Source organism: Nitratireductor sp. StC3 (assembly GCF_003015025.1).
Lineage (GTDB): Bacteria > Pseudomonadota > Alphaproteobacteria > Rhizobiales > Rhizobiaceae > Mangrovimarina > Mangrovimarina alexandrii.
The window spans coordinates 317,305-340,143 of sequence record NZ_PYBP01000005.1; the positions used below are offsets into that span (position 1 = coordinate 317,305).

23 protein-coding genes and 1 tRNA gene are annotated in these 22,839 nt (G+C 66.6%); 12 read left to right on the top strand and 12 right to left on the bottom strand.

Annotation, left to right across the window (positions count from 1 at the left end; genetic code table 11):
- Positions 1-21: 21 nt before the first annotated feature.
- Positions 22-696, bottom strand: coding sequence for an alpha/beta hydrolase (locus tag C7T96_RS13255; RefSeq protein ID WP_106571696.1), 675 nt, complete (start codon positions 694-696; stop codon positions 22-24).
- Positions 697-912: 216 nt separating this feature from the next.
- On the opposite strand from C7T96_RS13255, the gene C7T96_RS13260 reads away from it, so the two are divergent.
- From C7T96_RS13260 to sufA, 7 genes are all read left to right on the top strand, one after another.
- Positions 913-2,076 (top strand): cysteine desulfurase family protein, encoded by a 1,164-nt coding sequence (locus tag C7T96_RS13260; protein ID WP_106571697.1) that lies wholly within the window; start codon positions 913-915, stop codon positions 2,074-2,076.
- Positions 2,077-2,247: 171 nt separating this feature from the next.
- A complete protein-coding gene (gene sufB, locus C7T96_RS13265; protein WP_106571698.1) occupies positions 2,248-3,762 on the top strand; it encodes a Fe-S cluster assembly protein SufB in 1,515 nt (504 codons plus the stop codon).
- 72 nt (positions 3,763-3,834) lie between these two features.
- Positions 3,835-4,590 carry a Fe-S cluster assembly ATPase SufC gene (gene sufC, locus C7T96_RS13270; protein ID WP_106571699.1) on the top strand — a complete coding sequence of 252 codons (756 nt, stop codon included), beginning with the start codon at positions 3,835-3,837 and terminating at the stop codon, positions 4,588-4,590.
- A gap of 9 nt (positions 4,591-4,599) precedes the next feature.
- Entirely contained in the window at positions 4,600-5,865 is a 1,266-nt protein-coding gene (gene sufD / locus C7T96_RS13275; protein WP_106571700.1) for a Fe-S cluster assembly protein SufD, read from the top strand.
- Between the two features lie 101 nt (positions 5,866-5,966).
- Positions 5,967-7,208: a cysteine desulfurase gene (locus tag C7T96_RS13280; protein WP_106571701.1), complete on the top strand. Its 1,242-nt coding sequence runs from the start codon at positions 5,967-5,969 to the stop codon at positions 7,206-7,208.
- Positions 7,205-7,591, top strand: a complete 387-nt coding sequence (locus C7T96_RS13285; RefSeq protein ID WP_106571702.1) for an SUF system Fe-S cluster assembly protein — start codon at positions 7,205-7,207, stop codon at positions 7,589-7,591. Before C7T96_RS13280 ends, C7T96_RS13285 begins: the two co-directional genes overlap by 4 nt.
- A gap of 93 nt (positions 7,592-7,684) precedes the next feature.
- Positions 7,685-8,065, top strand: a complete 381-nt coding sequence (gene sufA / locus C7T96_RS13290; protein WP_106571703.1) for a Fe-S cluster assembly scaffold SufA — start codon at positions 7,685-7,687, stop codon at positions 8,063-8,065.
- 198 nt (positions 8,066-8,263) lie between these two features.
- Here the strand turns inward: sufA and C7T96_RS13295 are convergent, their stop codons facing one another.
- Both C7T96_RS13295 and C7T96_RS13300 read right to left on the bottom strand, forming a co-directional pair.
- Positions 8,264-9,784, bottom strand: coding sequence for a DEAD/DEAH box helicase (locus C7T96_RS13295; RefSeq protein ID WP_106571704.1), 1,521 nt, complete (start codon positions 9,782-9,784; stop codon positions 8,264-8,266).
- A 224-nt stretch (positions 9,785-10,008) separates the two neighbouring features.
- Positions 10,009-10,782, bottom strand: a complete 774-nt coding sequence (locus C7T96_RS13300; protein ID WP_158264364.1) for an NAD kinase — start codon at positions 10,780-10,782, stop codon at positions 10,009-10,011.
- Positions 10,783-10,929: 147 nt separating this feature from the next.
- Between C7T96_RS13300 and C7T96_RS13305 the strand changes: the two genes are divergently transcribed.
- A tRNA-Thr gene (locus C7T96_RS13305) sits at positions 10,930-11,005 on the top strand.
- 62 nt (positions 11,006-11,067) lie between these two features.
- Here the strand turns inward: C7T96_RS13305 and C7T96_RS13310 are convergent.
- From C7T96_RS13310 to wrbA, 3 genes are all read right to left on the bottom strand, one after another.
- Positions 11,068-12,030, bottom strand: coding sequence for an alpha/beta fold hydrolase (locus C7T96_RS13310; protein ID WP_245414140.1), 963 nt, complete (start codon positions 12,028-12,030; stop codon positions 11,068-11,070).
- Between the two features lie 121 nt (positions 12,031-12,151).
- On the bottom strand, positions 12,152-12,517 hold the full coding sequence (locus tag C7T96_RS13315) for a TraR/DksA C4-type zinc finger protein (RefSeq protein WP_106571848.1): 366 nt from the start codon (positions 12,515-12,517) through the stop codon (positions 12,152-12,154).
- A gap of 115 nt (positions 12,518-12,632) precedes the next feature.
- Positions 12,633-13,232 carry an NAD(P)H:quinone oxidoreductase gene (gene wrbA / locus C7T96_RS13320; protein ID WP_106571707.1) on the bottom strand — a complete coding sequence of 200 codons (600 nt, stop codon included), beginning with the start codon at positions 13,230-13,232 and terminating at the stop codon, positions 12,633-12,635.
- A gap of 188 nt (positions 13,233-13,420) precedes the next feature.
- Here wrbA and C7T96_RS13325 point away from each other — a divergent pair, with 188 nt between their 5' ends.
- Positions 13,421-14,170, top strand: coding sequence for a competence/damage-inducible protein A (locus C7T96_RS13325; protein WP_106571708.1), 750 nt, complete (start codon positions 13,421-13,423; stop codon positions 14,168-14,170).
- Between the two features lie 101 nt (positions 14,171-14,271).
- The gene (locus C7T96_RS13330) at positions 14,272-15,111 is read left to right on the top strand and encodes a universal stress protein (RefSeq protein WP_106571709.1); all 840 of its coding nucleotides are present in this window, start codon (positions 14,272-14,274) and stop codon (positions 15,109-15,111) included.
- Between the two features lie 73 nt (positions 15,112-15,184).
- On the opposite strand, the gene C7T96_RS13335 is transcribed toward C7T96_RS13330, so the two are convergent.
- From C7T96_RS13335 to C7T96_RS13355, 5 genes are read right to left on the bottom strand one after another with little or no spacing between them, the layout of a single operon-like run.
- Positions 15,185-16,153 (bottom strand): lipid A biosynthesis lauroyl acyltransferase, encoded by a 969-nt coding sequence (locus tag C7T96_RS13335; RefSeq protein ID WP_106571710.1) that lies wholly within the window; start codon positions 16,151-16,153, stop codon positions 15,185-15,187.
- 38 nt (positions 16,154-16,191) lie between these two features.
- Positions 16,192-17,220 (bottom strand): zinc-binding dehydrogenase, encoded by a 1,029-nt coding sequence (locus C7T96_RS13340; RefSeq protein ID WP_106571711.1) that lies wholly within the window; start codon positions 17,218-17,220, stop codon positions 16,192-16,194.
- A 31-nt stretch (positions 17,221-17,251) separates the two neighbouring features.
- Positions 17,252-18,520, bottom strand: coding sequence for a beta-ketoacyl-ACP synthase (locus C7T96_RS13345; RefSeq protein ID WP_106571712.1), 1,269 nt, complete (start codon positions 18,518-18,520; stop codon positions 17,252-17,254).
- 34 nt (positions 18,521-18,554) lie between these two features.
- The gene (locus C7T96_RS13350) at positions 18,555-19,730 is read right to left on the bottom strand and encodes a beta-ketoacyl-ACP synthase (RefSeq protein ID WP_106571713.1); all 1,176 of its coding nucleotides are present in this window, start codon (positions 19,728-19,730) and stop codon (positions 18,555-18,557) included.
- 48 nt (positions 19,731-19,778) lie between these two features.
- The gene (locus C7T96_RS13355) at positions 19,779-20,057 is read right to left on the bottom strand and encodes an acyl carrier protein (protein WP_106571714.1); all 279 of its coding nucleotides are present in this window, start codon (positions 20,055-20,057) and stop codon (positions 19,779-19,781) included.
- Between the two features lie 265 nt (positions 20,058-20,322).
- Between C7T96_RS13355 and C7T96_RS13360 the strand changes: the two genes are divergently transcribed.
- Together C7T96_RS13360 and C7T96_RS13365 are read left to right on the top strand one after the other, a co-directional pair.
- Positions 20,323-21,219 carry a PfkB family carbohydrate kinase gene (locus tag C7T96_RS13360; RefSeq protein ID WP_106571715.1) on the top strand — a complete coding sequence of 299 codons (897 nt, stop codon included), beginning with the start codon at positions 20,323-20,325 and terminating at the stop codon, positions 21,217-21,219.
- Entirely contained in the window at positions 21,216-22,262 is a 1,047-nt protein-coding gene (locus tag C7T96_RS13365; RefSeq protein WP_106571716.1) for a tagatose 1,6-diphosphate aldolase, read from the top strand. The genes C7T96_RS13360 and C7T96_RS13365 overlap by 4 nt, the downstream gene beginning before the upstream one ends.
- 14 nt (positions 22,263-22,276) lie before the next feature.
- Here the strand turns inward: C7T96_RS13365 and C7T96_RS13370 are convergent, their stop codons facing one another.
- Positions 22,277-22,831, bottom strand: coding sequence for a histidine phosphatase family protein (locus tag C7T96_RS13370; protein ID WP_106571717.1), 555 nt, complete (start codon positions 22,829-22,831; stop codon positions 22,277-22,279).
- Between the last annotated feature and the right edge of the window lie 8 nt (positions 22,832-22,839).

Genomic DNA, 22,839 nt, shown 5'->3' on the forward strand with positions numbered 1-22,839 from the left:
CCCACGCATCCCGCACGCGGCCTATCTCAGCCGCTTCGGGCGCGGTTCGGCCAATTCGCCGGCGAGGCGCCGGTCGAGATAGTCCGAGCAGTCGGCGATCAGTTCGTCGGCGTGGCTGGTGAAGAAATGGTTGGCGCCTTCCAGCGTCTTTTGGGTGATGGTGATGCCCTTTTGGGTGTGCAGCTTGTCGACCAGCGTCTGCACGTCCTTGGGCGGCGCCACCTTGTCGGCATCGCCGTGGATGATGAGACCCGACGACGGGCACGGCGCCAGGAAGGAGAAATCATAGATGTTGGGCTGCGGCGCGATCGAGATGAAACCCTCGATCTCGGGACGGCGCATCAGCAATTGCATGCCGATCCAGGCGCCGAAGGAATAGCCGGCCACCCAGCAATTCTTCGAATCGGGATGCAGCGACTGCACCCAGTCGAGCGCGGCCGCCGCGTCCGACAACTCCCCCGTGCCGTGGTCGAACTGGCCCTGGCTGCGGCCGATTCCGCGGAAATTGAAACGCAAGGTGGTGAAGTCGCGCTTCTGGAACATGTAAAACAGATCGTAGACGATCTTGTTGTTCATCGTGCCGCCGAATTGCGGGTGCGGATGCAGCACCAGGGCGATCGGGGCGTTTTTTTCCTTTGACGGCTGGTAGCGGCCTTCCAGGCGGCCATCCGGTCCGGCAAAAATCACTTCGGGCATGAATACTCCACAAACCGTCCGCTCTGGACGTCATTCGGCGCCGGTGCGACCTTGACGCGGGGCCGACGCCTCCATAGAAGCTAGTTTAGAACCGTTCCAAACTTGGCGAAATACCGTCAATCTGGCAAGGCGGGTAGATAGGACGGGTCGTGACGCAATTTCAAGGAAATTGCGCGCGGCACCACGAAATCGGAAAGCGGGATCGAACCGGCAGGCATGCACGCTCAGCGCGCCTATCTCGACTACAACGCCAGCGCGCCGCTTCTGGAGACGGCGCGCGCGGCGATGCTTGCGGCGCTGGACGCCGGCGGCAACGCCTCTTCGGTGCACGCCGAGGGCCGCGCCGCGCGCCGCCTGATCGAGGAGGCCCGCGGCGTGGTCGCCGCGCTGGTCGGCGGGGTTGCCGAGCACGTCGTTTTCACCTCCGGAGCGAGCGAGGCGGCCTCGATGCTGACGTCGCCCGACTGGCGCATGGGACGCGCGCCACTGCGTCTGGAGCGGCTGTTCGTGGCGGCGAGCGACCATCCATGCCTGCTCGACGGCGGGCGTTTCGCGCCCGAAAACGTCCATCGTCTGCCGGTAGGTCGCGACGGCCTGCTCGATCCGGAGACGGTGCGGGCCGTGCTCGCGAAAAACGCGATTGCCGGCAAAAGCCTGGTGGCGATCCACGCTGCCAACAACGAGACCGGCGTGATCCAGCCGATTGCGGAGATTGCCAGCGTCGCCAAGCAGGCGGGAGCCTTGTTCGCGCTCGACGCTGTCCAGGCCGCGGGGCGCATTCCGCTCGACATCGCCGATCTCGGGGCCGATTTCCTGATCCTGTCGGCCCACAAGATCGGTGGCCCCAAGGGCGCCGGCGCCCTGGTGGCGGCGTCCGGGCTGGTGATGCCCGAGCCGCTGGTGCGCGGCGGCGGCCAGGAAAAGGGCCATCGCGGCGGAACCGAGAACGTCGCCGCGATCGCCGGCTTCGGCGCCGCCGCGCGCGAAGCCGCGCGGGCCGTGGACCTGATGGACGGCGTGCGCGCCTTGCGCGACGAGGCCGAACGGGCGATCCGCGAGATCGCGCCGCACGCGACGATTTTCGGCGCCGCGGCACCGCGCCTGGCCAATACGAGTTTTTTTGCCGTGCCGGGACTGAAGGCCGAAACCGCGCAGATCGGCTTCGATCTCGCCGGGATCGCGCTGTCGGCGGGATCGGCCTGTTCGTCGGGAAAGGTCGGTCCGAGCCATGTGCTGGCGGCGATGGGCCATGGCGAGGAGGCGTCGGCCCTCAGGCTGTCGCTCGGTCTGGCGACCGAGGTCGGCGACATCGAACGGTTTGCCACCGCCTTGCGCGGCATCGTCGCGCGCGGGGCGGGGCAGGACATTAGAGCTGCCTGACATGCGGACAAACTTGCCCGAAAATGTCAGGAAAAAGTGTCGCTATGGCCGGAAACCGGCTTTTGCCGGGTGATTTTCTCGGCAATAGGCACTACATGAGGCATACGCCGCGTGCGGTGCCATAGTTTGAAGACTGCCGGGCCTTGAACCCGGCGAGGATGGAGAACGCCGATGCCTGCCGTGCAGGAAACGATCGAGCAGGTCCGCAATATCGATGTGGACCAGTACAAATATGGTTTCGAGACGCTCATCGAGACCGACAAGGCGCCGAAGGGCCTCAACGAGGACATTATCCGGCTGATCTCGGCCAAGAAGGACGAGCCGGAATGGATGCTGGAGTGGCGCCTGGAAGCGTTTCGACGCTGGAAGACGATGAGCGAGCCCACCTGGGCGCGGGTTTCCTATCCCGAGATCGATTTTCAGGACATTCACTATTACGCCGCGCCAAAGAGCACGGCCGGTCCGACCTCGCTCGACGAGGTCGACCCGGAATTGCTGCGCACCTATGAAAAGCTCGGCATTCCCCTCAAGGAGCAGGAAATCCTGGCCGGCGTGCGCAAGCAGGGCGAGCCGTCCGAACTCGACGTGATCGACGGCAATGGCGGACGAAAAGTCGCCGTCGACGCGGTGTTCGATTCGGTTTCGGTGGTCACGACCTTCAAGAAGGAGCTGGCGGCGGCCGGCGTGATCTTCTGCTCGATTTCCGAAGCGATCCGCGAGCATCCCGACCTGGTGCGCAAATATCTCGGCACGGTGGTGCCGACCAGCGACAATTATTACGCTACCCTCAATACGGCCGTCTTCACCGACGGGTCGTTCGTCTACGTCCCCAAGGGCGTGCGCTGCCCGATGGAGCTGTCGACCTATTTCCGCATCAACGAAAAGAACACCGGCCAGTTCGAACGCACGCTGATCATCGCCGAGGAGGGCGCTTATGTGTCCTACCTGGAAGGCTGCACGGCGCCGCAGCGCGACGAGAACCAGCTCCACGCGGCCGTGGTTGAACTGATCGCGCTCGACGACGCGGAGATCAAATATTCGACGGTGCAGAACTGGTACCCGGGCGACAAGGACGGCAAGGGCGGCATCTACAATTTCGTCACCAAGCGGGGCGACTGCCGCGGCAGGAATTCCAAGATTTCGTGGACCCAGGTCGAAACCGGCTCGGCGATCACCTGGAAATATCCCTCCTGCATCCTGCGCGGCGACAATTCGCAGGGCGAGTTCTATTCGATCGCGGTCTCCAACGACCACCAGCAGATCGATTCGGGCACCAAGATGCTGCATCTGGGCAAGAACACGGTGTCGCGCATCATCTCCAAGGGCATCTCGGCGGGCAAGTCCAACAACACCTATCGCGGCCAGGTGTCGGTACACCGCAAGGCGACCAACGCGCGCAATTTCACCAATTGCGACTCGCTGCTGATCGGCAACGATTGCGGCGCGCACACGGTGCCCTACATCGAGGCCAAGAACGCCACCGCCAAGCTCGAGCACGAGGCGACGACGTCGAAAATCTCGGAAGACCAGCTGTTTTACGTCATGCAGCGCGGCATCCCGGAGGAGGAGGCGATCGCGCTGATCGTCAACGGCTTCGTCAAGGAGGTCATCCAGGAATTGCCGATGGAATTCGCCGTCGAGGCCCAGAAGCTGATCGGCATCTCGCTGGAAGGCAGCGTGGGGTGATCGCGGCCGGTGGTCCGCAAGGGATGAGCGCGCGCCCGGGGCGCGGTTGAAACAATTCGAAACGAGACGAAAATGCTTGAGATCAAGAACCTTCACGCCCGCGTCGCCGAAACCGGCACCGAGATCATTCGCGGGCTCGACCTGACCGTGAAGGCGGGCGAGGTCGCCGCGATCATGGGCCCGAACGGGTCGGGCAAGTCGACGCTGTCCTACATTCTGGCCGGCCGGCCCGACTACGAGGTCACCGAGGGCGATATCCTTTATGACGGCCAGTCGATCCTGGAGATGGACCCGGCCGAGCGCGCGGCCGCCGGCGTCTTTCTGGCGTTCCAGTATCCGATGGAGATACCCGGTGTCGCGACGATGGAGTTCCTAAAGGTCGCGATCAACTCGCAGCGCCGCGCCCGCGGCGATGCGGAGCTGAAGATTCCCGACCTTTTGAAGAAGGTCAAGGAAGCGGCCGGCACGCTCGAAATGGACATGGCCATGCTCAAGCGGCCGCTCAATGTCGGGTTTTCCGGCGGCGAGAAGAAGCGCGCCGAGATTCTACAGATGATGCTTCTCGAGCCGAAACTGTGCGTGCTGGACGAGACCGATTCGGGCCTCGACATCGACGCGCTCAAGATCGTCGCCGACGGCGTCAACGCGCTGCGTTCGCCCGAGCGCGCGATGGTCGTCATCACCCACTATCAGCGTCTTCTGGACTATATCGTGCCGGACACGGTGCACGTGCTGTCGCGCGGTCGGGTGGTGAAGTCCGGCGACAAGGGATTGGCGCTGGAACTCGAGAAGAACGGGTACGCCGGTATTGTCGGCGAGGCGGCGTAGGTGTCTGTGATGAACCTTCATGCCACCCCGCAAATGACCGCGGCCGAACAGGCCCTGGTCGATACTTACGGCCAGCTTTTTTCCGACCTGCCCGGCGACACCGCCGTCGTCGTCAGGCGCGATGAGGCGGTGGAGGCGCTGAAGTCGGGCCTGCCGACGCGCCGTGTCGAGGCCTGGCACTACACCGATCTGCGCCGCCTCCTGAGCGCGGTGCCGGCCTTCGATCCCGCCCTGCAGGCCAAGGAGCAGCCGGCGCTGGTGAGCGGGGCGACCGTGCTGCCGGTTCTGTCCGGCAGGGCCGCGTCGGTGCCCCGCGTCGACGGCGTCGCCATCCAGCGCGTTTTCGACCGGCTGAGCGACGGCAGCATCGCCCCGCAGCTTTTCGACGGCGACGCGGTCGACGCGATCGGGGCGATCAACACCGCCTTTGTCGGCGACGGCTACGCGCTCGATATCGCCGAGGGCGCGGAGATCGCCAAGCCGATCGAAGTGCAGAACCTGCACGAGGGCGGCCAGGCGCATGTGCGCTTTGCCGCGCGCGCCGGCCGCAACTCCCGCGCCACGATCGTGGAACGCCAGACCGGCGCCGGCGAGGCGCTGGTTTCGGCGGTCAGCCACATCACCGTCGAGGACGGCGCCGACCTGACCTGGATCATCCTCCAGGAACAGCCGGACGAGGCGACTTTTCTCGGCCAGACCAATATCGAAATCGGCGCGGACGCCAAGCTCACGCTTTTCTTCATGAATGCCGGCGGCAGGCTGGTACGCCAGGAAGTCAAGGTCGCGGTCGCGGGTGAGGGGTCCGAATTCGTCCTGCGCGGGGTGAACCTTTTGGCGGGCGAGACCCATTGCGACGTGACCATGGTACTCGACCATGAAGCGGCCAACACGGTGTCGACCGAAGTGATACGCAACGTCGTCACGGACAAGGCCAAGGGCGTGTTCCAGGGCCAGATCCGCGTCGCGCGCGACGCGCAGAAGACCGACGCCAAGATGGCCTGCAACACCCTGCTTCTGACGGATGAAGGCGAGTTTTCGGCCAAGCCGGAACTGGAGATTTTCGCCGACGACGTGGCCTGCGGGCACGGCGCGACGGTGACGGAGATCGACCAGGGCCATCTGTTTTACCTGATGGCGCGCGGCATCGACGAAAAGACCGCGCGCGGATTGCTGGTGCGGGCCTTTCTGGCCGAGGTGATCGAGGACCTGGACAACGAGGCGCTGGTCGAGGCGCTGGAGGAAAAGCTGACGGCGTGGTTCGCCACGCATGGCTAGCGCCGGGCGAAGCGGGGCGGCCACGGCGGTTTACGCCGGCCTTGCCGGCATGAGCGGTCCGCAGCCGGCCTGTGGGCCAAGCAATCGGGAGTAGCAGGACCATGGACCAGAAAGTCGATTCCGCTCCCTACGACGTCGAGGCGATCCGCCGCGACTTTCCCATCCTCGCGCGCGAGGTCTACGGCAAGCCGCTGGTCTATCTCGACAATGGCGCCTCGGCGCAAAAGCCGCAGGCCGTGCTCGACGCGATCGCCCACACCTATGGCGCCGAATACGCCAATGTGCATCGCGGCCTGCATTTTCTGTCCAATGCGGCGACCGACGCCTATGAGAAGGCGCGCGAGACGGTGCGCGGCTTCGTCAACGCGGCGAGCGTCGACGAGATCGTCTTCACCAAGAACGCGACCGAGGCGATCAACACCATCGCCTATGGCTGGGGCATGCCGCATATCGGCGAGGGCGACGAGATCGTCCTGTCGATCATGGAACACCACTCCAATATCGTGCCGTGGCATTTCATCCGCGAACGCCAGGGCGCGAAACTGGTATGGGCTCCCGTCGACGAGGAGGGGGTGTTTCATCTCGACGCGTTCGAAAAATGCCTGACCGAGCGCACCAAGCTGGTCGCGATCACCCACATGTCGAACGTGCTCGGCACGGTGGTGCCGATCCGCGAGATCTGCCGCATCGCGCATGAGCGCGGCATCAAGGTTCTGGTCGACGGCAGCCAGGCGGCCGTGCACATGCCGGTCGACGTCCAGGAGCTGGGCTGCGACTTCTATGTGTTTACCGGCCACAAGCTCTACGGTCCCTCCGGCATCGGCGTGCTCTACGGCCGCATGGAGGCGCTGGAGGCGACGATCCCGTTCCAGGGCGGCGGCGAGATGATCGAGGACGTGGCGATGGAGGGCGTGACCTACAACCACCCGCCGCATCGCTTCGAGGCCGGAACGCCGCCGATCGCCCAGGCGATCGGGCTTGGCGCGGCGATCGACTATGTCGAATCGATCGGCCGGGCGCGCATCGCCGCCTACGAGGCCGAGCTGCGCGACTATGCCCAGGAGCGTCTGCGCGGGGTGAATGCGCTGCGCATTCTGGGCAATGCGCCGGACAAGGGGGCGATTATCTCCTTCGAGCTGGCAGGCATTCACGCCCATGACGTGTCGATGGTGATCGACCGCGCCGGGGTGGCGGTCAGGGCCGGCACTCATTGCGCCCAGCCGCTGTTGAAGCGGTTCGGCGTGACCTCCACATGCAGGGCGTCCTTCGGCCTCTACAACACCCGGGCCGAGGTCGACGCCCTGGTCGAGGCGCTGGAAAAGGCGCGGACATTTTTCGGATGAACGAGATGAGCGACGACACCACCACACAGCAGGCCGAACCGGTGCCGGCACAGGCCTCGGCCCTTCCGCAGGACGAGCTGGCGCGGCTGACCGACGACATCATCGCCGCGATCAAGACCGTCTACGATCCCGAGATTCCGGCCGACATCTACGAACTCGGCCTGATCTACAAGATCGACATCGAGGACGACCGCTCGGTCAAGATCGAGATGACGCTGACGGCGCCTGGCTGTCCGGTCGCCGGCGAGATGCCGGGCTGGGTGGAAAACGCGGTCGGCACCGTGGAGGGCGTGTCCGGCGTCGAGGTCAGCATGGTGTTCGACCCGCCCTGGACCCCCGACCGGATGTCGGAAGAAGCCCAGATCGCGGTCGGCTGGTATTGACCGGCGGGTTGCGCACGAGGCGAATCTTCCCCATCTTAAGGTCGGAATCATCATTGGGCGGACCTTGAATCCGCGCGCAATGGAGACAGGATCATGGGCCGGTTTCAGGTCATTTCGATAACGGAGGCGGCGGCCGCGCGGGTGCGCGAGATCGTCGAGAGCCGCGACGGCGCGCAGGGCGTGCGCGTCGGCATCAAGAAGGGTGGCTGTGCCGGCATGGAATATACGGTCGACCTGGTGACCGAGGCCGACCCCAAGGACGACCATGTCGAACACGGCGGCGCGCATGTCTATGTCGCGCCGGAAGCGAGCCTGTTCCTGCTCGGAACGGAAATGGGCTACGAGGTGACGACGCTGCGCTCCGGCTTCACCTTTTCCAATCCCAACCAGTCCTCGGCCTGCGGCTGCGGCGAGTCGGTGGAGCTGAAACCGGCCGACCTCAAGGCGCTGGCCGAGGCGCGCGGAGCCGTCTGAGCGTCGCGTTCACGGTTTTGACGGGCGCTCGCCGCCGGCGGAGCGGGCGGGCGCCGCGATCATGCGGGCATGGCCCCATCTTTGAGGGATAACTGCGTGCCGCCGGCTTTGTTGCGGACCCGACGATGCCGCGAGTCGCCGGCGGGGACCGGCGTTCGCGCAGGCGTTGCGAACGGGGCGTGAACCGGCTTGCGCGGTTCAGACCTTGACTTCGACCTTCATGAAATCGGGCATATCGTCGCCAAAGCCGACCGGCGCGTCGCCGAGATCGTCCTTGCGCGCGCGGCTCCGCTTGTTGTCGCGGGCGCCACCGTCGCCACTGCGGGGCGTGTCGCGGCGATTGGCGTTGTCGGCCTTGATCGCGCGTTTGCGGGCCGTCTTGACGGGCGCGTCCTCGGCCGCTGCCGTTTCGTCGGCGGCGGGTGCCGCCGGCGCCTGAACCTCGGCCGCCTCGGCCTTGCTGCTGCGCGAGCGGCCGCGCGGCTTTTCGCTCTTGGCGGCACGGCTGCCGCGGCCGCGCCGCGGTGCCTCGTCCTCCTCGTCCGCCGACAGGCTCGACAGGTCGCCGTCATGCCATTCGATCGACTGACCGATCAGTTTTTCGATCGCGTCGACATATTTCTTGTCCGCGCGGGTGGCGATCGTAAACGCCTTGCCGGTGCGTCCGGCCCGGCCGGTGCGTCCGATGCGGTGGACATAGTCCTCGGCGTGGATCGGCACGTCGAAATTGAACACATGGCTGACGGCGGGAATGTCGAGCCCGCGCGCGGCCACGTCGGAGGCGACCAGCAGCTTGAGCTTGCCGTCGCGAAAATTGGCCAGCATCGCCATGCGGGCGCGCTGATCCATGTCGCCATGCAGCGCGCCGGCGTCGAATTCGTGCCGGGTCAGCGAGCGAAACAGTTCCGACACGTCCACCTTGCGGTTGCAGAATATGATCGCGTTGGTCAGTTCGTCGCCCTGCTCGCGGATCAGCCGGCGCAGCGTGTCGCGCTTGTCCCAGGCCTTGCCCGGCGACTTCACCAGGCGTTGGCTGACCGTGGTGGCCGTGCTGGCGGCGCGCGCCACCTCGACGCGCACCGGCGCCTGCAGGAACTGCTCGGTCAGCTTGGTGATCTCCGGCGGCATGGTGGCCGAGAAGAACAGCGTCTGGCGCGTGAACGGGATCAGCTTGCAGATGCGTTCGATGTCGGGGATGAAACCCATGTCGAGCATGCGGTCGGCCTCGTCGATGACGAGGATGTCGACCCCGGTCAACAGCAGCTTGCCGCGCTCGAAATGGTCGAGCATCCGACCCGGCGTGGCGATCAGCACATCGGCGCCGCGCTCGAGTTTCTTTTCCTGCTCGTCGAACGACACGCCGCCGATCAGAAGCGCGATGTTGAGCCGGTGGTTCTTGCCGTATTTGACGAAATTCTCCTCGACCTGCGCGGCGAGTTCGCGCGTCGGTTCGAGGATCAGCGTGCGCGGCATGCGCGCCCGGGCGCGGCCCTTCTCGAGCCGGGTGATCATCGGCAGCACGAAGGCCGCGGTCTTGCCGGTTCCCGTCTGGGCAATGCCGAGAATGTCCTTGCCTTCCAGCGCATAGGGAATGGCGCCGGCCTGGATCGGCGTCGGCGTGGTGTAGCCTGCGTCGGTGACTGCGGAGAGGACCTTGGGCGAAAGGCCCAGATCCGCAAAAGTTTTCGCCTGTTCGGCAGTCTGCTCGTTTGATGGCACGATGCTGAAATGTCTTTTTGGCTTGTGTTGCCGGGCACGTCGCACGCGGCAAGCAGGGCACTCAAGCCCGCTTTCTGAAGCTGGCGTTACGTTGCATGGGCCGGAAAGTCAACCGTTTCCCTCCAATATCGCCGCTCCCGCCGCCGCCTGGGCCTCGATTCGGGCGGTTTTTTTCGGTTTGGCGCGTTTCCGCCGGGCATGGCCGGCCAGACCGCCGGGGGCGGTCAGTAGCGGAACTGCTCGGACAGGATACGCTCGTCCCAGCTATGGCTGGCGTCGAACAGGAGGGTGGCGGTCGCGTCGTGCGCCTCGCGCACGGTCACGGAAACGACCGACTTGATCTCGGTATGGTCGGCGACCGCGTTGACGGGGCGTTTTTGCGGCTCCAGCACGTCGAAGCGGACGGTCGAGCGGTTGGGAATCAATGCGCCGCGCCAACGCCGCGGCCGGAAGGCGCTGACCGGGGTCAGGGCCAGAAGCGGCGCTTCCAGCGGCAGGATCGGACCTTGCGCCGACAGGTTGTAGGCTGTCGAGCCGGCCGGCGTCGCGACCATGACGCCGTCGCAGATCAGCTCGTCGAGGCGCACCTTGCCGTCGATCGTGATGCGGATCTTGGCCGCCTGGTAGGATTGGCGCAGCAGCGACACCTCGTTGATGGCGAGCGCGTCGGTCGTGTTGCCGTCCGTGTCGACGGTGTGCATGTGCAGCGGCCGGATGGTTTCGGCGACCGCGTCCTCGATCCGTTCGCGCAGGTCGGTTTCGTGATATTCGTTCATCAAGAAACCGATCGTGCCGCGGTTCATTCCATAGATGCTGCGGCCCGAGCTCATCATCTTGTGCAGGGTCTGGAGCATGAAGCCGTCGCCGCCGAGCGCGACGATGACGTCGGCATCCTCGAGCCGTTCCTGCCCGTAGAGCGAGGACAGGCGGCTGGCGGCTTCGCGCGCATCCGGCGTGTCGGCCGAAATAAAGGCCAGGCTCGGCGGGTTTCCACTCACCTCGATCTCCCTCCATGGGCGCGACACGGCAATGGCGCGCAGGGAGCCGGTTAGCACGCGCCGGGCATCAGGCAAAGCCGGGGGACGGGCGACAAACGCCGCGCGAACCCCTTTACTGGCCGGGGAAATATGGTAACGGACGGGCGTGCCCTTGTAGCTCAGCTGGTAGAGCAGCGGTTTTGTAAACCGAAGGTCGCGGGTTCGATCCCTGCCGGGGGCACCATTTTTCCTGTAGGTCCGTGGCTCGGGCACTGTGGCGTGCGCGGCCGGCGCGGATGGGAACGTTCAGGCGGCGAAAGTCTTTTGCGCCATGCGGCGGATGAAACCGGCGGTGCGCGCCGGCTCGACGAATTGCGGCATGTGGCCGATACCGTCCAGGATCTCCAGATCGAGCCCTTCGACCGCATCGCGCATCGCGAGCCCGTGCACGGCGTGGTCGAGCACCCGGTCGGCGTCGCCGAACAGAATGCCGACCGGCATGGCGAGCGCGCCGTAGCGGGTCTGCTGCGCCGGCATGGCGGTCTGCGCGGCGACGAAATCGGCCGCCGTCGCGGCAAAATGACTCGGCCTGAGGCCGAGATAACCGCCGCCGCCGATCGCGTAATCATCCGGAACCGTCTGCGGGCCGAAGACGAAATCGAGCGTGGCCTCGGCCTGCCTGAGCGCGATCGGGATCGCAACCGTATGGGCAAGCAAGGCGCGCAGGACGGGCGAGGGAATGTCGAGCCCCTTGAAGCCGCTCGGTTTTTCGTCCTGGTGGTGGGTGAGCGGGGCGAGCAGCGCCAGACCGGCGACCTTGTCGGGAAAATCGAGCGCGACGCGCAGGGCGATCGCGCCGCCGAGCGAATGCCCGACCAGCAGCGGCTTTTGCAGCCCGAGCCGGTCGATGAAGGCGGCGATCACCCGGGCCTGGTCGCCGATGTCGGCCGCGCTGCCGCGCCTCGTCGAATAGCCCGAGCCGGGCCGGTCGATCGCGATCAGGCGAAAGTCGTCGGCCAGGAGCGGGAAAAGCGGCTGGCGGAAATGATGCAGTTGGCCGCCGAGCCCGTGGATGAACAGGATCGGCGGGCCCCGGCCTTGCTCGACATAGTGGATCGTGTCGCCGTCGATCTCGAGCGTCTTGCCGGTTTGCGGCACGGCCCGTTCGGCATCGGCGGCGAGTTTCCCGGTCCTCCAGGCAAAATAGGCCGCGACGGCGGCGACGAGGACGACCGCCACCAGGACGAACCACAACAAGAAGGTCAGCAAGGGCAAGGCTCCGGTAACACGGTTGCGAGCCTATAACAGGGCAAGCTGGGTTGGGAACCGGCCGGCACACGAAACCGGGTTTTTGACGCGTGCCCTGGCCGTGGGGCCGTTCGAGGGCTTTTCAACGGCCCGACCTGCCGGCGCAGGCCATGCACAGCGGCACGGTCGGGTCGACGTCGAGGCGCTTCCAGCCGATGAAGGCGCCGCAGTCGAGGCAATAGCCGAAATCGCCCGTCTCCATGCGCTTGAGCGCCGCGCCCAGCCGGGTCTGGCGTGCCTGGCGGCGCTGTTCGACCGCCTGGGCCATGGCCTGTTGCTGCATGGCATCCATGCGCGACAGCCGGCCGACGCTTTGCTGGTCGAGTTCGACCGGGGCGCGGTCGGCGGCCGTGTCGTGCGACTGCGCCTCAAGCTGCGCCAGTTCCGCCTCGATCGCGTCCCTGTAGCGGGCGGCGAGTGCGGCATCGTCGGGCTCGTTCGTCGTCATGCTGCGCGCGACAATGGCGCGAATGCGCCGGTTCGGCAAAGGAAATCGGCGCGCGATTGGTTCGCGTGCCCGCGGGCGACCCGAAAGCCGCCCGCGGGCGTCATGGCCGGCGCTGTCAGCCGTGCAGGCGCGCGGTGAGTTCGGCCACGCGCTTGCCCTGGAAGCGCGCGCCCTCCAGTTCCTGTTTCGACGGCATGCGCGAGCCGTCCGTGTTGCTGGTCGTGGTCATGCCGTAGGGCGCGCCGCCGCGCACGACGTCGTTGCCGCTTTGCCCGTCATAGGCGTAGGACAGGGGCACGATGATCATGCCGTGGTGCTGCAGCGACACCTGGGTGCTGATCAGGGCGAATTCGGCCCCGCCATGCTGGGTCGCGGTCGACGACATCACCGAGGCGACCTTGTCGATCAGCGCGCCCTTGGCCCACAGCGAGCCGGTCTGGTCGAGAAAATTCTTCATCTGGGCGGCCATGGCGCCGTAGCGCGTCGAGATGCCGAAAATGATGCCGTCATAGTCGGCGAGTTCGGACGGCTCGGCGATCGGCGCGTCCTGGTCGAGCTTGTAGTGCGCGGCCTTGGCCACGTCTTCGGGCACCAGTTCGGGCACCCGTTTCACCGTGACATCGACCCCGGCCTCGCGCGCGCCCTCGGCGGCGGCCTTGGCCATCGCTTCCATGTGGCCCCAGCTCGAATAATAAAGCACCAGTAGTTTGGTCATCAAATCGTCTCCTGACTGTCGGTGTCTCACGGTCCGACAACTGTCGTGCCGGGCCATGGTTCCTATGTGCGGAGCGCTATCGTTCGATAAAAGTGGGGGATCGGTGACGGTTCGTTCACCGAGTGACCGCGATTGCCCCTGCCGGCGGACGGCGCTATGGGGCGATGGCAGGGCATGAAAGGAAGCAGATGAGCGACATCGTAACAGCGGCCATGCTCGTCATCGGCGACGAGATCCTGTCGGGGCGGACCAAGGACCGCAATATCGGCCATTTGGCCGACATCATGACGGCGATCGGCATCGACCTGAAGGAGGTGCGCATCGTGGCCGACGACGAGGACGCCATCGTCGAGGCGCTGAACGCGATCAGGGCGCGCTACACCTATGTGTTCACCACCGGCGGCATCGGGCCGACTCACGACGACATCACCGCCGACGCGGTCGCCAAGGCGTTCGGACTGCCGTGCGAGCATGACGAACGCGCCTATGCCATGCTGGCGCAAAACTACGCCGAGCGCGGGATGGAGTTCACCGAGGCGCGCCAGCGCATGGCGCGGATGCCGCGCGGTGCCGTTCATATCGACAATCCGGTGTCGGTCGCGCCCGGGTTCAGGATCGGCAACGTTCACGTCATGGCCGGCGTGCCGTCGATCTTCCAAGCCATGCTCGACACTGTCGTGCCGGGCCTGAAGACCGGGACCCGGTTGATTTCGGCTTCGATCCACTGTCCGGCCGGGGAGGGCACGATCGGCGGGCCGCTGGGCGAGATCCAGAAACAATATCCCGATACGATCATCGGCTCCTATCCGAAATATCTCGACGGCACGTTCTGGACCGAGCTGGTGGTGCGCGCCCGCACGCCCGAGGCGCTGGCGCCGGCCGAGGAGGCGGTGCGCCGGATGGTGGCCGGGCTGACGGGGCCGGCGGCCAAAGGCTGATTTTTTCCCTGCGTGCTGATTTTGATCAAAAGCGGAACGCAACGATGTAGATTAGGGTTTTGCCGAGGACAGCCGGCGCGCCGGCGTGAACGGAGGTTGCCATGGTCTACAAAACGATTGTCACCGTGCTGCAGGACGAGGACGATGCCCGGCGAGCGCTCGACGTCGCCGTCGCGTTCGCCCAGAAATCGGACGCGCATTTGATCGGCGTCCACGCCGAGGCGCTGCCGGTGCCGGTGGCCTCGCCGATGGGTTTTCCCGACGCCACCTTGATGGGCGCGGAGGAGGAGATGAGCCGCGAACGCGCGGCCAGGCTGGAAAAGCTGTTTTCGCAGCGCATGAAGCGCGAGCGCGTGTCGTGGGAGTGGCGCTCCATGTACAGTTTTTCCGGCGACAGCGCCTTGTCGGCGCTCGAGAGCGCGCGCTGCGGCGATCTCGTGGTCGCCGGCCAGGTCGAGCCCGAAAAGGGCGCCTCGGGGTCGCCCGACATCGAAACGCTGATCCAGGGGGCCGGGCGCCCGGTGCTGGTCGTGCCGTGGCGCGGCCCGGCGGCGACGGACGCCAAGCGGATCGTGCTGGCCTGGAACGGTTCGCGCCAGGCGGCGCGCGCAGCGTTCGACGCGCTGGCGCTGATCGTGCAGGCGGAGGAGACCACGATCCTGAGCGTGGATCCGGTCGCCAGCCCGGGCGAGCAGGGCGCGCTTCCGGGCACCGAGATCGCCGCCGCGCTGGCACGGCACGGCGCGCGGGTGACGGTCGAAAACCGCAGTTCCGGCGACCGGTCCGTTGCCGAGATCATCGCACAGACCGTGACCGACAAGGGCGCCGACCTGCTGGTGCTCGGCGCCTTCAGCCACTCGCGGCTGAAGGAGATGTTTTTCGGCGGCACGACGCGTTCGACGATCGAAAACCCGCCCTGCCTGACCCTTTTGGCGCGCTGACGCGGGTCGTTCGGACACGCGTTTGGACGATGAGATCAAGCCGTTCTGCTATTCGGTGAAAAGCAGAACGGCGCTAGCGTCCGCGCTTCTTGCCGTGCGTCTTGATCTGCCAGCGGCGGTGAAACCACATCCATTGGCCGGGATCCTCGCGCACCCAGGCTTCCACGACATCGTTGACGGCCTGGGTGGCGGCCTGGACGTCGACGCGGCCCTTTTCGGTGCGCGGAAGCGCGATTTTCTCGCCGATCTCGATGCGGAAGCGGTTGCCGGGCAGGCGCGTGCAGCGGGTGGGATGGACCTCGCAGTCGAACTGCCTGGCCAGCCGGGCCAGCACCGGGCTCGACTGGCAGGGCCGGCCGAAGAAGGTGGTCGGCACGCCGTCGATGAATTTCTGGTCGACGAGCATGCCGACATGGCCGCCATCCTCCAGCACCCGCGCCAGCGCGAACACCGAGCCGGGGCGCGAGGCGATCAGGTCGCCCATCGTGGCCTCGCGCTTTTCCATCAGCGCCGCCGCCAGATAGGGGTTGTTGGGGGCGCGATAGAGCGCGCTGACCGGCAGGCCGTATTTGGCCGCGATGATCGGCAGCAGCTCGAAATTGCCGAGATGGGCGGTGAACAGGATGCGCGGCGCCGGATTGTCGCGCAAGGCGAGGAAAATGTCGGCGCCGACCACCTCGACGCGCGCGGGCAGGCCGTTTTCATCCTCGTCCTCGAGCAGCTTTTCCAGAAAGACATATTCGCCGGCGAGCCGGGCCATGTTGCCCCACATGTCCAAGGCGATCGCCTGCAATTCGTCCTCGGTCTTGTCGGGATAGGCGGCGCGCAGATTGGCGAGCGCGGTGCGGTGGCGCCCGGCGAGCGGGCCGACGCGGCGCGCGGCGCGATCGAGGAAGCCGAGGGCCGCTTCGCCCGGCAACCGGCGCAACACGGCGAGCAGGCCGAGCGTGACTTTGGCGATCAGCCAATAATTGACCTTCTGCAGCGCGCGCGTGGCGCGGATCGCCGCCCGGCGGGTCAGGTCTGGTGCCGTTGAAGCCATCGTGTCGTCCCGGAGGGCTCGCTGCCAGGCATGGCGCTCTACGCCACGCGCAGGATGATCTTGCCGAAGACGTCGCGGCCTTCCATGCGCGCCAGCGCGGTGGCGATGCCGTCGAAGCCGACCTCGGTGTCGATCACCGGCGCGACATGGCCGGCGGCCATTTTCTGCATGGCGTCGGCCATGTTCTCCATCCGGCAGCCGAACGAGCCGAATATCTTCAATTGCTGCTGGAAGAGCTGCATCAAATTCATGCTGGTCGACACGCCCGAGGTCGAGCCGCAGGTGACGAGCCGGCCGCCGCGCTTCAGACACAGCATGGAGCCGGCCCAGGTGTCGGCGCCGACATGCTCGAAGACGACGTCGACGCCCTTCTTGCGCGTCAGCTTGCGCACCACGCCCTCGAAACGGTCCTCGCGGTAGTTGATGACGTGATCGGCGCCGAGCGCCCGGGCCTTTTCGGCCTTGTCGTCGGATCCGACCGTGGTGATGACGGTGCAGCCCATCTTCCTGGCGAGCTGGATCGCGGCCGAGCCGATGCCCGAACCGCCGGCCTGGACCAGGATCGTTTCGCCGGGCTCGAGCCGGGCATTGTCGAACAGCATGTGCTCGACCGTGCCGAAGGTGACCGGGGCGACCGCCGCGCCGATATCGTCGACGCCGGGCGGCGCCGGCACGAGTAGCCGCGCCGGTAGGTTGATGCGCTCCTGGGCGAAGCCGTCGAGGTGGAAGCCGTGCACGCCCGAAACGTGCTCGCACAGATTGTCGCGGCCCTCGCGGCAGGGGCGGCAGAGCCCGCAGGTGCGCGCGCCGTAGATCGAGACGAGCTGGCCGGGCGCCAGATGGCCGACGCCGGCGCCGGGCGTTTCGACCACGCCGGAGGCTTCGGCACCGATCACCAGTGGCATCTTGCGCTTGGCGAAGGCCATGCCGCGCCAGCCCCACACGTCGATATGGTTGAGCGCGACGACGCGGATCGCCACCGTCACCTCGCCCGGGCCGGGCGGGGGCGGCGGCGGCAGGTCCACCTGTTCGAGCCTGCGGTCCTCGACGAGTTGCAATGCGCGCATGGGCGGCGGATCCTCGGTAAAGGGCGTCCGCTTAGACCGGTTCGCGGCCCATGACAAGGCAGGCGTTCTGGCCGCCGAAGCCGAACGAGTTCGACAAGGTGCTCGCCACGTCGGCGTGACGCTTGGTGTTGGGCACGACATCGAGCTCGATGGCGGGGTCGGGCGTGTCGTAGTTGATCGTCGGCGGGATCACGCCCTCGCGCATGGTCAGCAGCGAAAAGGCGGCCTCGATCGCGCCGGCGGCCGACAGCGTGTGGCCGATCATCGATTTGTTGGACGAGATCGGGATTTCGCGCATGCGCTCGCCGAAAACCGTCGACAGCGACAGGTGTTCCATCTTGTCGTTTTCGGGCGTGGAGGTGCCGTGGGCGTTGATGTAAGCGACCTCATCGGCCGCCATGCCGGCATCGGCCAGGGCCGCGCGCACGGCCGCGATCGCCGGCGAGCCGTCCGGCTTGGAGCGGGTACGGTGAAAATCGTCGGCCTTTTCGCCGCAGCCGCGGATCACGCCCAGAACCTCGGCGCCGCGGGCCTGCGCGCTTTCGAGCGATTCCAGCACCAGGGCCGCCGACCCCTCGGAGATCACGAACCCGTCGCGGTCCTTGGAAAACGGCTTGGAGGCCTTTTCGGGCGGCTCGTTCTGGGTCGATAGCGCCGACAGGAGCGAAAAGCGGATCAGCGCCTCGGCGGTCGCCGAGCCGTCGGCGCCGATCGCCAGCGCCCGGTCGCATTGGCCGCGCCGGATCGCCTCCACGCCAAGCTGGATCGCCGTGGCGCCGGAGGCGCAGGCCGTCGACAGCGTGACAGGCAGGCCGCGCGCGCCGAAAAGCTCGGCGAGCCGCTCGGCGATCATGCCGAACTGGGTCTGGCCGTAGGCGTCGGGGCGGAGCCCGTCGCGGGCGACGGCCAGCAAGCGCCGATAGCCCTCTTCCTGTTCGGGGCCCTGGCGGTAAAGCGCGAACCGTTCGTGCCAGTCGAGTTCGACCGGCGGCGCGGCGAGAAACAGGGGGCCGCCCAGATCGGTGTCGAGACCGGCTTCGCCGAGGGCTTCGCGGCCGGCGGTCTCGGCCAGTTCGTCGGTCAGCGCCGTCGCGCCCCTGGAGCTGGACGGCAGGAAGTCGACCATGCCGGAAATGCGCGTGGAAAGCTGGTCGACGGGAAAGCGCGTGATGGCGTGGATGCCGGAGCGACCGGCGGTCAGCGCCTGCCAGTTCTCGCGCTTGCCCACCCCCAGTGCCGTCACGACGCCGATCCCGGTCACCGCGACGGTGCGCCTGCCAAAACGATCGCTCTTGCTCATCTCGTGCTCCACACCGCGCCGCCGGCCGCGGCAGTCAGGCCGGTTCGATCAAGGCCGCGCCTTCGCCCCGGCGATAGCCGATCGTGGTCGCGATCACGGCGCCGCCGGCCGTGGCCGCCGTTTCGCTTTCGGGATCGAAGGGGGCAAAGGCGTGGGCCTTTTCCACCGCCAGGGCGGCGAGCGCGACGGCGAAGGGAAACTGGGCTTCCTTCAGATGGCCGGTCAGGGAGGAAAAGCCGCGCGCGGCCAGTCCGCGACCGGCAAGCGCGGCCTTTTCGGCTGCGGTCGCCATTGCGAGGCCGGACGCGCCAGAGACTGCGAAAGCCGGGGTGATGCCGTTCGACGCGGTCTCCACGAGAGCGTCGATCCTGTCGCAGAAGCTTTCCGGCGTGCGGCGGCTTCCTTCCGAGACGATCTGGCCGATCCTGGCATAGGCCTTGCGGCCGCGTTGTTGAGCGTGCGCGCGCGTTTCCAGCACCAGGAAGGCCGCACCCGACCCGGTGATGATGCCGCCCTGGTCGCCGCGCGCCCATACCGGCGTCCAGCCGTGCCGGTGCAAAAGACCGTCCAACTCGTAGCTCAACAGATAGTCGGGATGCTCGCTCTGGAAGGCGGCGCCGACCAGGAGATGGCTCGACTGGCCGGAGCGGATGCGGGCGACGGCCGTCTCCAGCGCCGAAATGCCGGCGCCTTCCTCGCCCATGAAGGTGCGCGAGGAGCCGGTGACCTTGTGCACGATCGAGATGTTGCCGGCCAGGAGATTGGAAAGCTGGGCCAGAAACAGTGTCGGACGTAGCTCCGTCGTCAGCTTCTCGTTCAACAGAACGTCTTGATCGTCGCGCGTCAGAGACGCGTCCAGGATCGCGGTGTCGACGGCCAGGTCGCGCTCGCCGCCGCCGGCGGCCACGATCATGTCCATCGTCGCGCACAGGGCCTCGTCGCCCTTGAGGGCGGCGTCGTCGAGTGCGAGGCCGGCCGCGTAGGTGCCCAGCCGCTGCCACGTCTCCATCTGGCGCTGGTCGCCGCGCCGCGGAATCTGCGCGCTCCAGTCGATTTCGGGCAGCGGATGGACGCTGTAGGGGCTGAAACGCTCGGCATCGACGACCGGCGCCGGGCTGTCGGCGGTCAGCGCATCCCAGTGCGCCTGCCTGCCCACGCCCAGGCAGGAGACGATGCCGATGCCGGTGATGACGACGTCCTGGTCGCTCATGCCGCTGTCGCGTCTCTTGTCACGTGTTTGCGCGCGCGTGACGGCCGGTCAGGCCTTGGCCGCGACCAGCGCGTCGATCTTGGCGCACAGGTTCTTCATGACGAAATATTCCTCGGTGGGAACCTTGCCGTCATTGACCTCCTGCGTCCACTTCTCGAGCGGGATCTTGATGCCGAATTCCTTGTCGATCGCGAACACGATGTCGAGGAAGTCGAGGCTGTCGATGCCGAGATCGTCGATCGTGTGGCTCTCGGCGGTGATGGTGTCGCGGTCGATCTCGCTGGTCTCCGCGATAATGTCGGCAACTCTGTCGAACGTGGAGGGCACGGTTTTTTCCTTAGGAATTCTCGAAATGGTCGGTCGCGGTGTCTAGTCCGTTTTTGCCCTCAGGGAAAGGGCGAATTGCCCGTCGCGAGGCGTGACGGGGGCTGCGGGCGCGCTTATGGCCTCGGGTGGCGTCAAAGGGTCGCCGGCGCGGCCCAGGCGGGACGCCGGCCGCGCGGCTTTTTTTGCAAGCTTATTCTTGTATCTTATATAAGACTTGATAGGTTGGCCAGAATATCAGCCGCGTGACTCCTGAGAGCCGGTCGCCATGACGAAAATACTGCTTGCCGGCGTCGCCGTGGTCGACATCGTGATGTCGGTCGACGAGATGCCGCGAAGGGCCGAAAAATACCGCGCCCGCGATGCGGCGATTGTCGGCGGCGGCTGCGCGGCCAACGCGGCGGTGGCCGTCGCGCGGCTGGGCGGCGAGGCGCTGCTGTGCGCCCGTGTCGGGCGGGATCCGATCGGCGCCATGATCGTCGAGGACCTCGAGGCGGAGGGGGTCGATTGCGCCCGGGTGCGCCGGCTGGAAAAGGGCCGTTCGTCGTTTTCCTCGGTGTTCGTCGATGCGGCCGGCGAGCGCCAGATCGTCAATTTTCGCGATATGGCGCTCAGCTTCGATGCCGGCTGGCTGGACGCGGAGATTCCGCACGATGTCGATGCGATCCTGGCCGACACGCGCTGGCCGCAGGGGGCTGCCAGCGCCATGAAGGCGGCGCGCCGCCTCGGCGTGCCCGGCATTCTGGACGCGGAGGCGCCGGTGCGAGACGCCGAGCAGGCGCTGGAGCAGGCATCCCACATCGCCTTTTCGGCGCAGGGATTGCGCGATTTCGCCGGCGTGGACGATCTCGACCGGGCCCTGGCGGCGGCGCGCGCGGAAACCGGCGCCTGGGTCTGCTACACCAACGGCGCCAAGGGCGTGGTTTTTCTCGACGACGCGTCGGGCGGACAGGTGCCCGCCTTCGCGGTCGATATCGTCGACACGCTCGGCGCCGGCGACGTCTGGCACGGCGCCTTTGCGCTGGCGCTCGGCGAAGGCCAGGCCGAAGCGGACGCGATCCGCTTCGCCAACGCGGTGGCGGCGATCAAGTGCACCGGTTTCGGCGGCCGCAAGGCAACGCCGGACCGCACCGAGACGGACAGGTTTTTGAGGGCAGTGGCATGATCGAGCTTTCGCCGGGAAAATTGTGGGGCATGCGCCGGCTGGCCGATGCCGGCGGCCGTTTCAAGATGACGGCGGTCGATCAGCGACCGCCGATCAAGGCGCCGATCGCGGCGCATTACGGCCTCGACGAGGCGCCCTACGACGACGTCGCCGGCTTCAAGGCGCTGCTGATCGAAACCCTGCAGGCCGAATCCTCGGCGATGCTGCTCGACCCGCATTATGCCGTTCCGCGCGGCCTTCGCTTCCTGTCGCCGCAAAAGGGGCTGGTGGTCACCCTCGAGGATTCCGTTTTCCGCGAGACCGGGCAGGGGCGGGTGTCGCAGGAGATCGACAACTGGTCCGTGGGCAAGATCAAGCGCATGGGCGCCGATGCGGTCAAGGTTTTGGCCTGGTACCGGCCGGACGCCGGCGCTGCCGTGTGTGCGCAGCAGCGCGACTTCACAAAACGAATCGGGGAAGCCTGCCAGCGCTTTGATATCCCGTTCGTTTTCGAGCTTCTGGTCTACCCGCTGGCGGCCGATGCGCATCAGACGCGCGACTATGTCGAGCTCAAGGGCAAGAAGGCCGACGATGTGCTGAAATCGGTCGAAACCTTCGCCGGAGCCGACTATGGGGTCGACCTGTTCAAGCTCGAAAGCCCGGTCAATGCCGACGACGTGCCGGGTGTCGACGGCGAAGGGGCTGCCGCCGTGCAAACCCTGTTCGACGAGATGGGCCGGCTTGCGGGGCGGCCGTGGGTGATGCTGTCGGCGGGGGCGGGCAAGGAGGCGTTTCGCAATATCCTGACCCACGCCTTTCGTGCCGGCGCGTCGGGATATCTCGCTGGCCGGGCGATCTGGCTGGAGGCGTTTTCGCATTTCCCCGACTGGGGGCGCATGCGCGGCGCGCTGGAAACCGACGCGGCGGCCTATATGCGTAGTTTGAACGCGTTGACCGATGCGGAGGCGAAACCCTGGACCCTTCATCCGGCCTATGGCGCGGCCGGGGCGCGGTTCTGCCCCGCCGATTCCAGTTTCCGGAACGGTTACGGAGAGATGGTGTGACGATCCGGTTTCCGTCAGTTGAAGACGATGCGGCCGAGCACCACCAGGCCGTTCTCGTCGGGCGCGACGATCAGCGCCTCGCCCTCGCGCGTCTTGTGCCCGGTCAGCGCCTTGATGGCGGGAAGGTCGGCAACCATGACCATGTTGCCGGAACCGGAATATCCATGCACCGCCTCGATCGTCGCGGCCAGGGCTTCGGCGTTGGCGGTCTCGTCCTCGCCGGGCGGGTCGAGCGGGGCGAAGGCTTCCACCGCGCCGGCGCCGAAGGCGAGGCGCGCCGTCTCCAGGGCGCGGCAAAGCCGGCTCGACAGGACGCGCTCCACCGGCGCGCCGCGCGCGGCGATCAGCGAACCGATGCGCCGGGCCTGGTGGCGGCCGCGTTCGGACAGGTTGCGCTGGGTGCCGCATTTCTCGATGTCGAAATTGGGCGGCTCGACCGTGCCCAGCGCATAGGCATGGCGCATCAGCACGACATGGCCGCCACCGCGCAGCAGCGCCCAGCCGGCTTCGGTCGCCTGGGCCGGCAAGGTGAGGGAAATCAGTGCGAGGGTGATGAGTATCCGGATCATGCGCCTTC

Coding starts and splice junctions, on each gene's coding strand:
- sufB (WP_106571698.1), top strand. CDS start 2,248: ATGCCTGCCGTGCAGGAAACGATCGAGCAGGTCCGCAATATCGATGTG.
- C7T96_RS13330 (WP_106571709.1), top strand. CDS start 14,272: ATGGTCTACAAAACGATTGTCACCGTGCTGCAGGACGAGGACGATGCC.
- wrbA (WP_106571707.1), bottom strand. CDS start 13,232: ATGACCAAACTACTGGTGCTTTATTATTCGAGCTGGGGCCACATGGAA.
- C7T96_RS13260 (WP_106571697.1), top strand. CDS start 913: ATGCACGCTCAGCGCGCCTATCTCGACTACAACGCCAGCGCGCCGCTT.
- C7T96_RS13255 (WP_106571696.1), bottom strand. CDS start 696: ATGCCCGAAGTGATTTTTGCCGGACCGGATGGCCGCCTGGAAGGCCGC.
- sufD (WP_106571700.1), top strand. CDS start 4,600: ATGAACCTTCATGCCACCCCGCAAATGACCGCGGCCGAACAGGCCCTG.
- C7T96_RS13345 (WP_106571712.1), bottom strand. CDS start 18,520: ATGAGCAAGAGCGATCGTTTTGGCAGGCGCACCGTCGCGGTGACCGGG.
- C7T96_RS13370 (WP_106571717.1), bottom strand. CDS start 22,831: ATGATCCGGATACTCATCACCCTCGCACTGATTTCCCTCACCTTGCCG.
- C7T96_RS13315 (WP_106571848.1), bottom strand. CDS start 12,517: ATGACGACGAACGAGCCCGACGATGCCGCACTCGCCGCCCGCTACAGG.
- C7T96_RS13360 (WP_106571715.1), top strand. CDS start 20,323: ATGACGAAAATACTGCTTGCCGGCGTCGCCGTGGTCGACATCGTGATG.
- sufA (WP_106571703.1), top strand. CDS start 7,685: ATGGGCCGGTTTCAGGTCATTTCGATAACGGAGGCGGCGGCCGCGCGG.
- C7T96_RS13285 (WP_106571702.1), top strand. CDS start 7,205: ATGAACGAGATGAGCGACGACACCACCACACAGCAGGCCGAACCGGTG.
- sufC (WP_106571699.1), top strand. CDS start 3,835: ATGCTTGAGATCAAGAACCTTCACGCCCGCGTCGCCGAAACCGGCACC.
- C7T96_RS13335 (WP_106571710.1), bottom strand. CDS start 16,153: ATGGCTTCAACGGCACCAGACCTGACCCGCCGGGCGGCGATCCGCGCC.
- C7T96_RS13365 (WP_106571716.1), top strand. CDS start 21,216: ATGATCGAGCTTTCGCCGGGAAAATTGTGGGGCATGCGCCGGCTGGCC.
- C7T96_RS13325 (WP_106571708.1), top strand. CDS start 13,421: ATGAGCGACATCGTAACAGCGGCCATGCTCGTCATCGGCGACGAGATC.
- C7T96_RS13340 (WP_106571711.1), bottom strand. CDS start 17,220: ATGCGCGCATTGCAACTCGTCGAGGACCGCAGGCTCGAACAGGTGGAC.
- C7T96_RS13280 (WP_106571701.1), top strand. CDS start 5,967: ATGGACCAGAAAGTCGATTCCGCTCCCTACGACGTCGAGGCGATCCGC.
- C7T96_RS13350 (WP_106571713.1), bottom strand. CDS start 19,730: ATGAGCGACCAGGACGTCGTCATCACCGGCATCGGCATCGTCTCCTGC.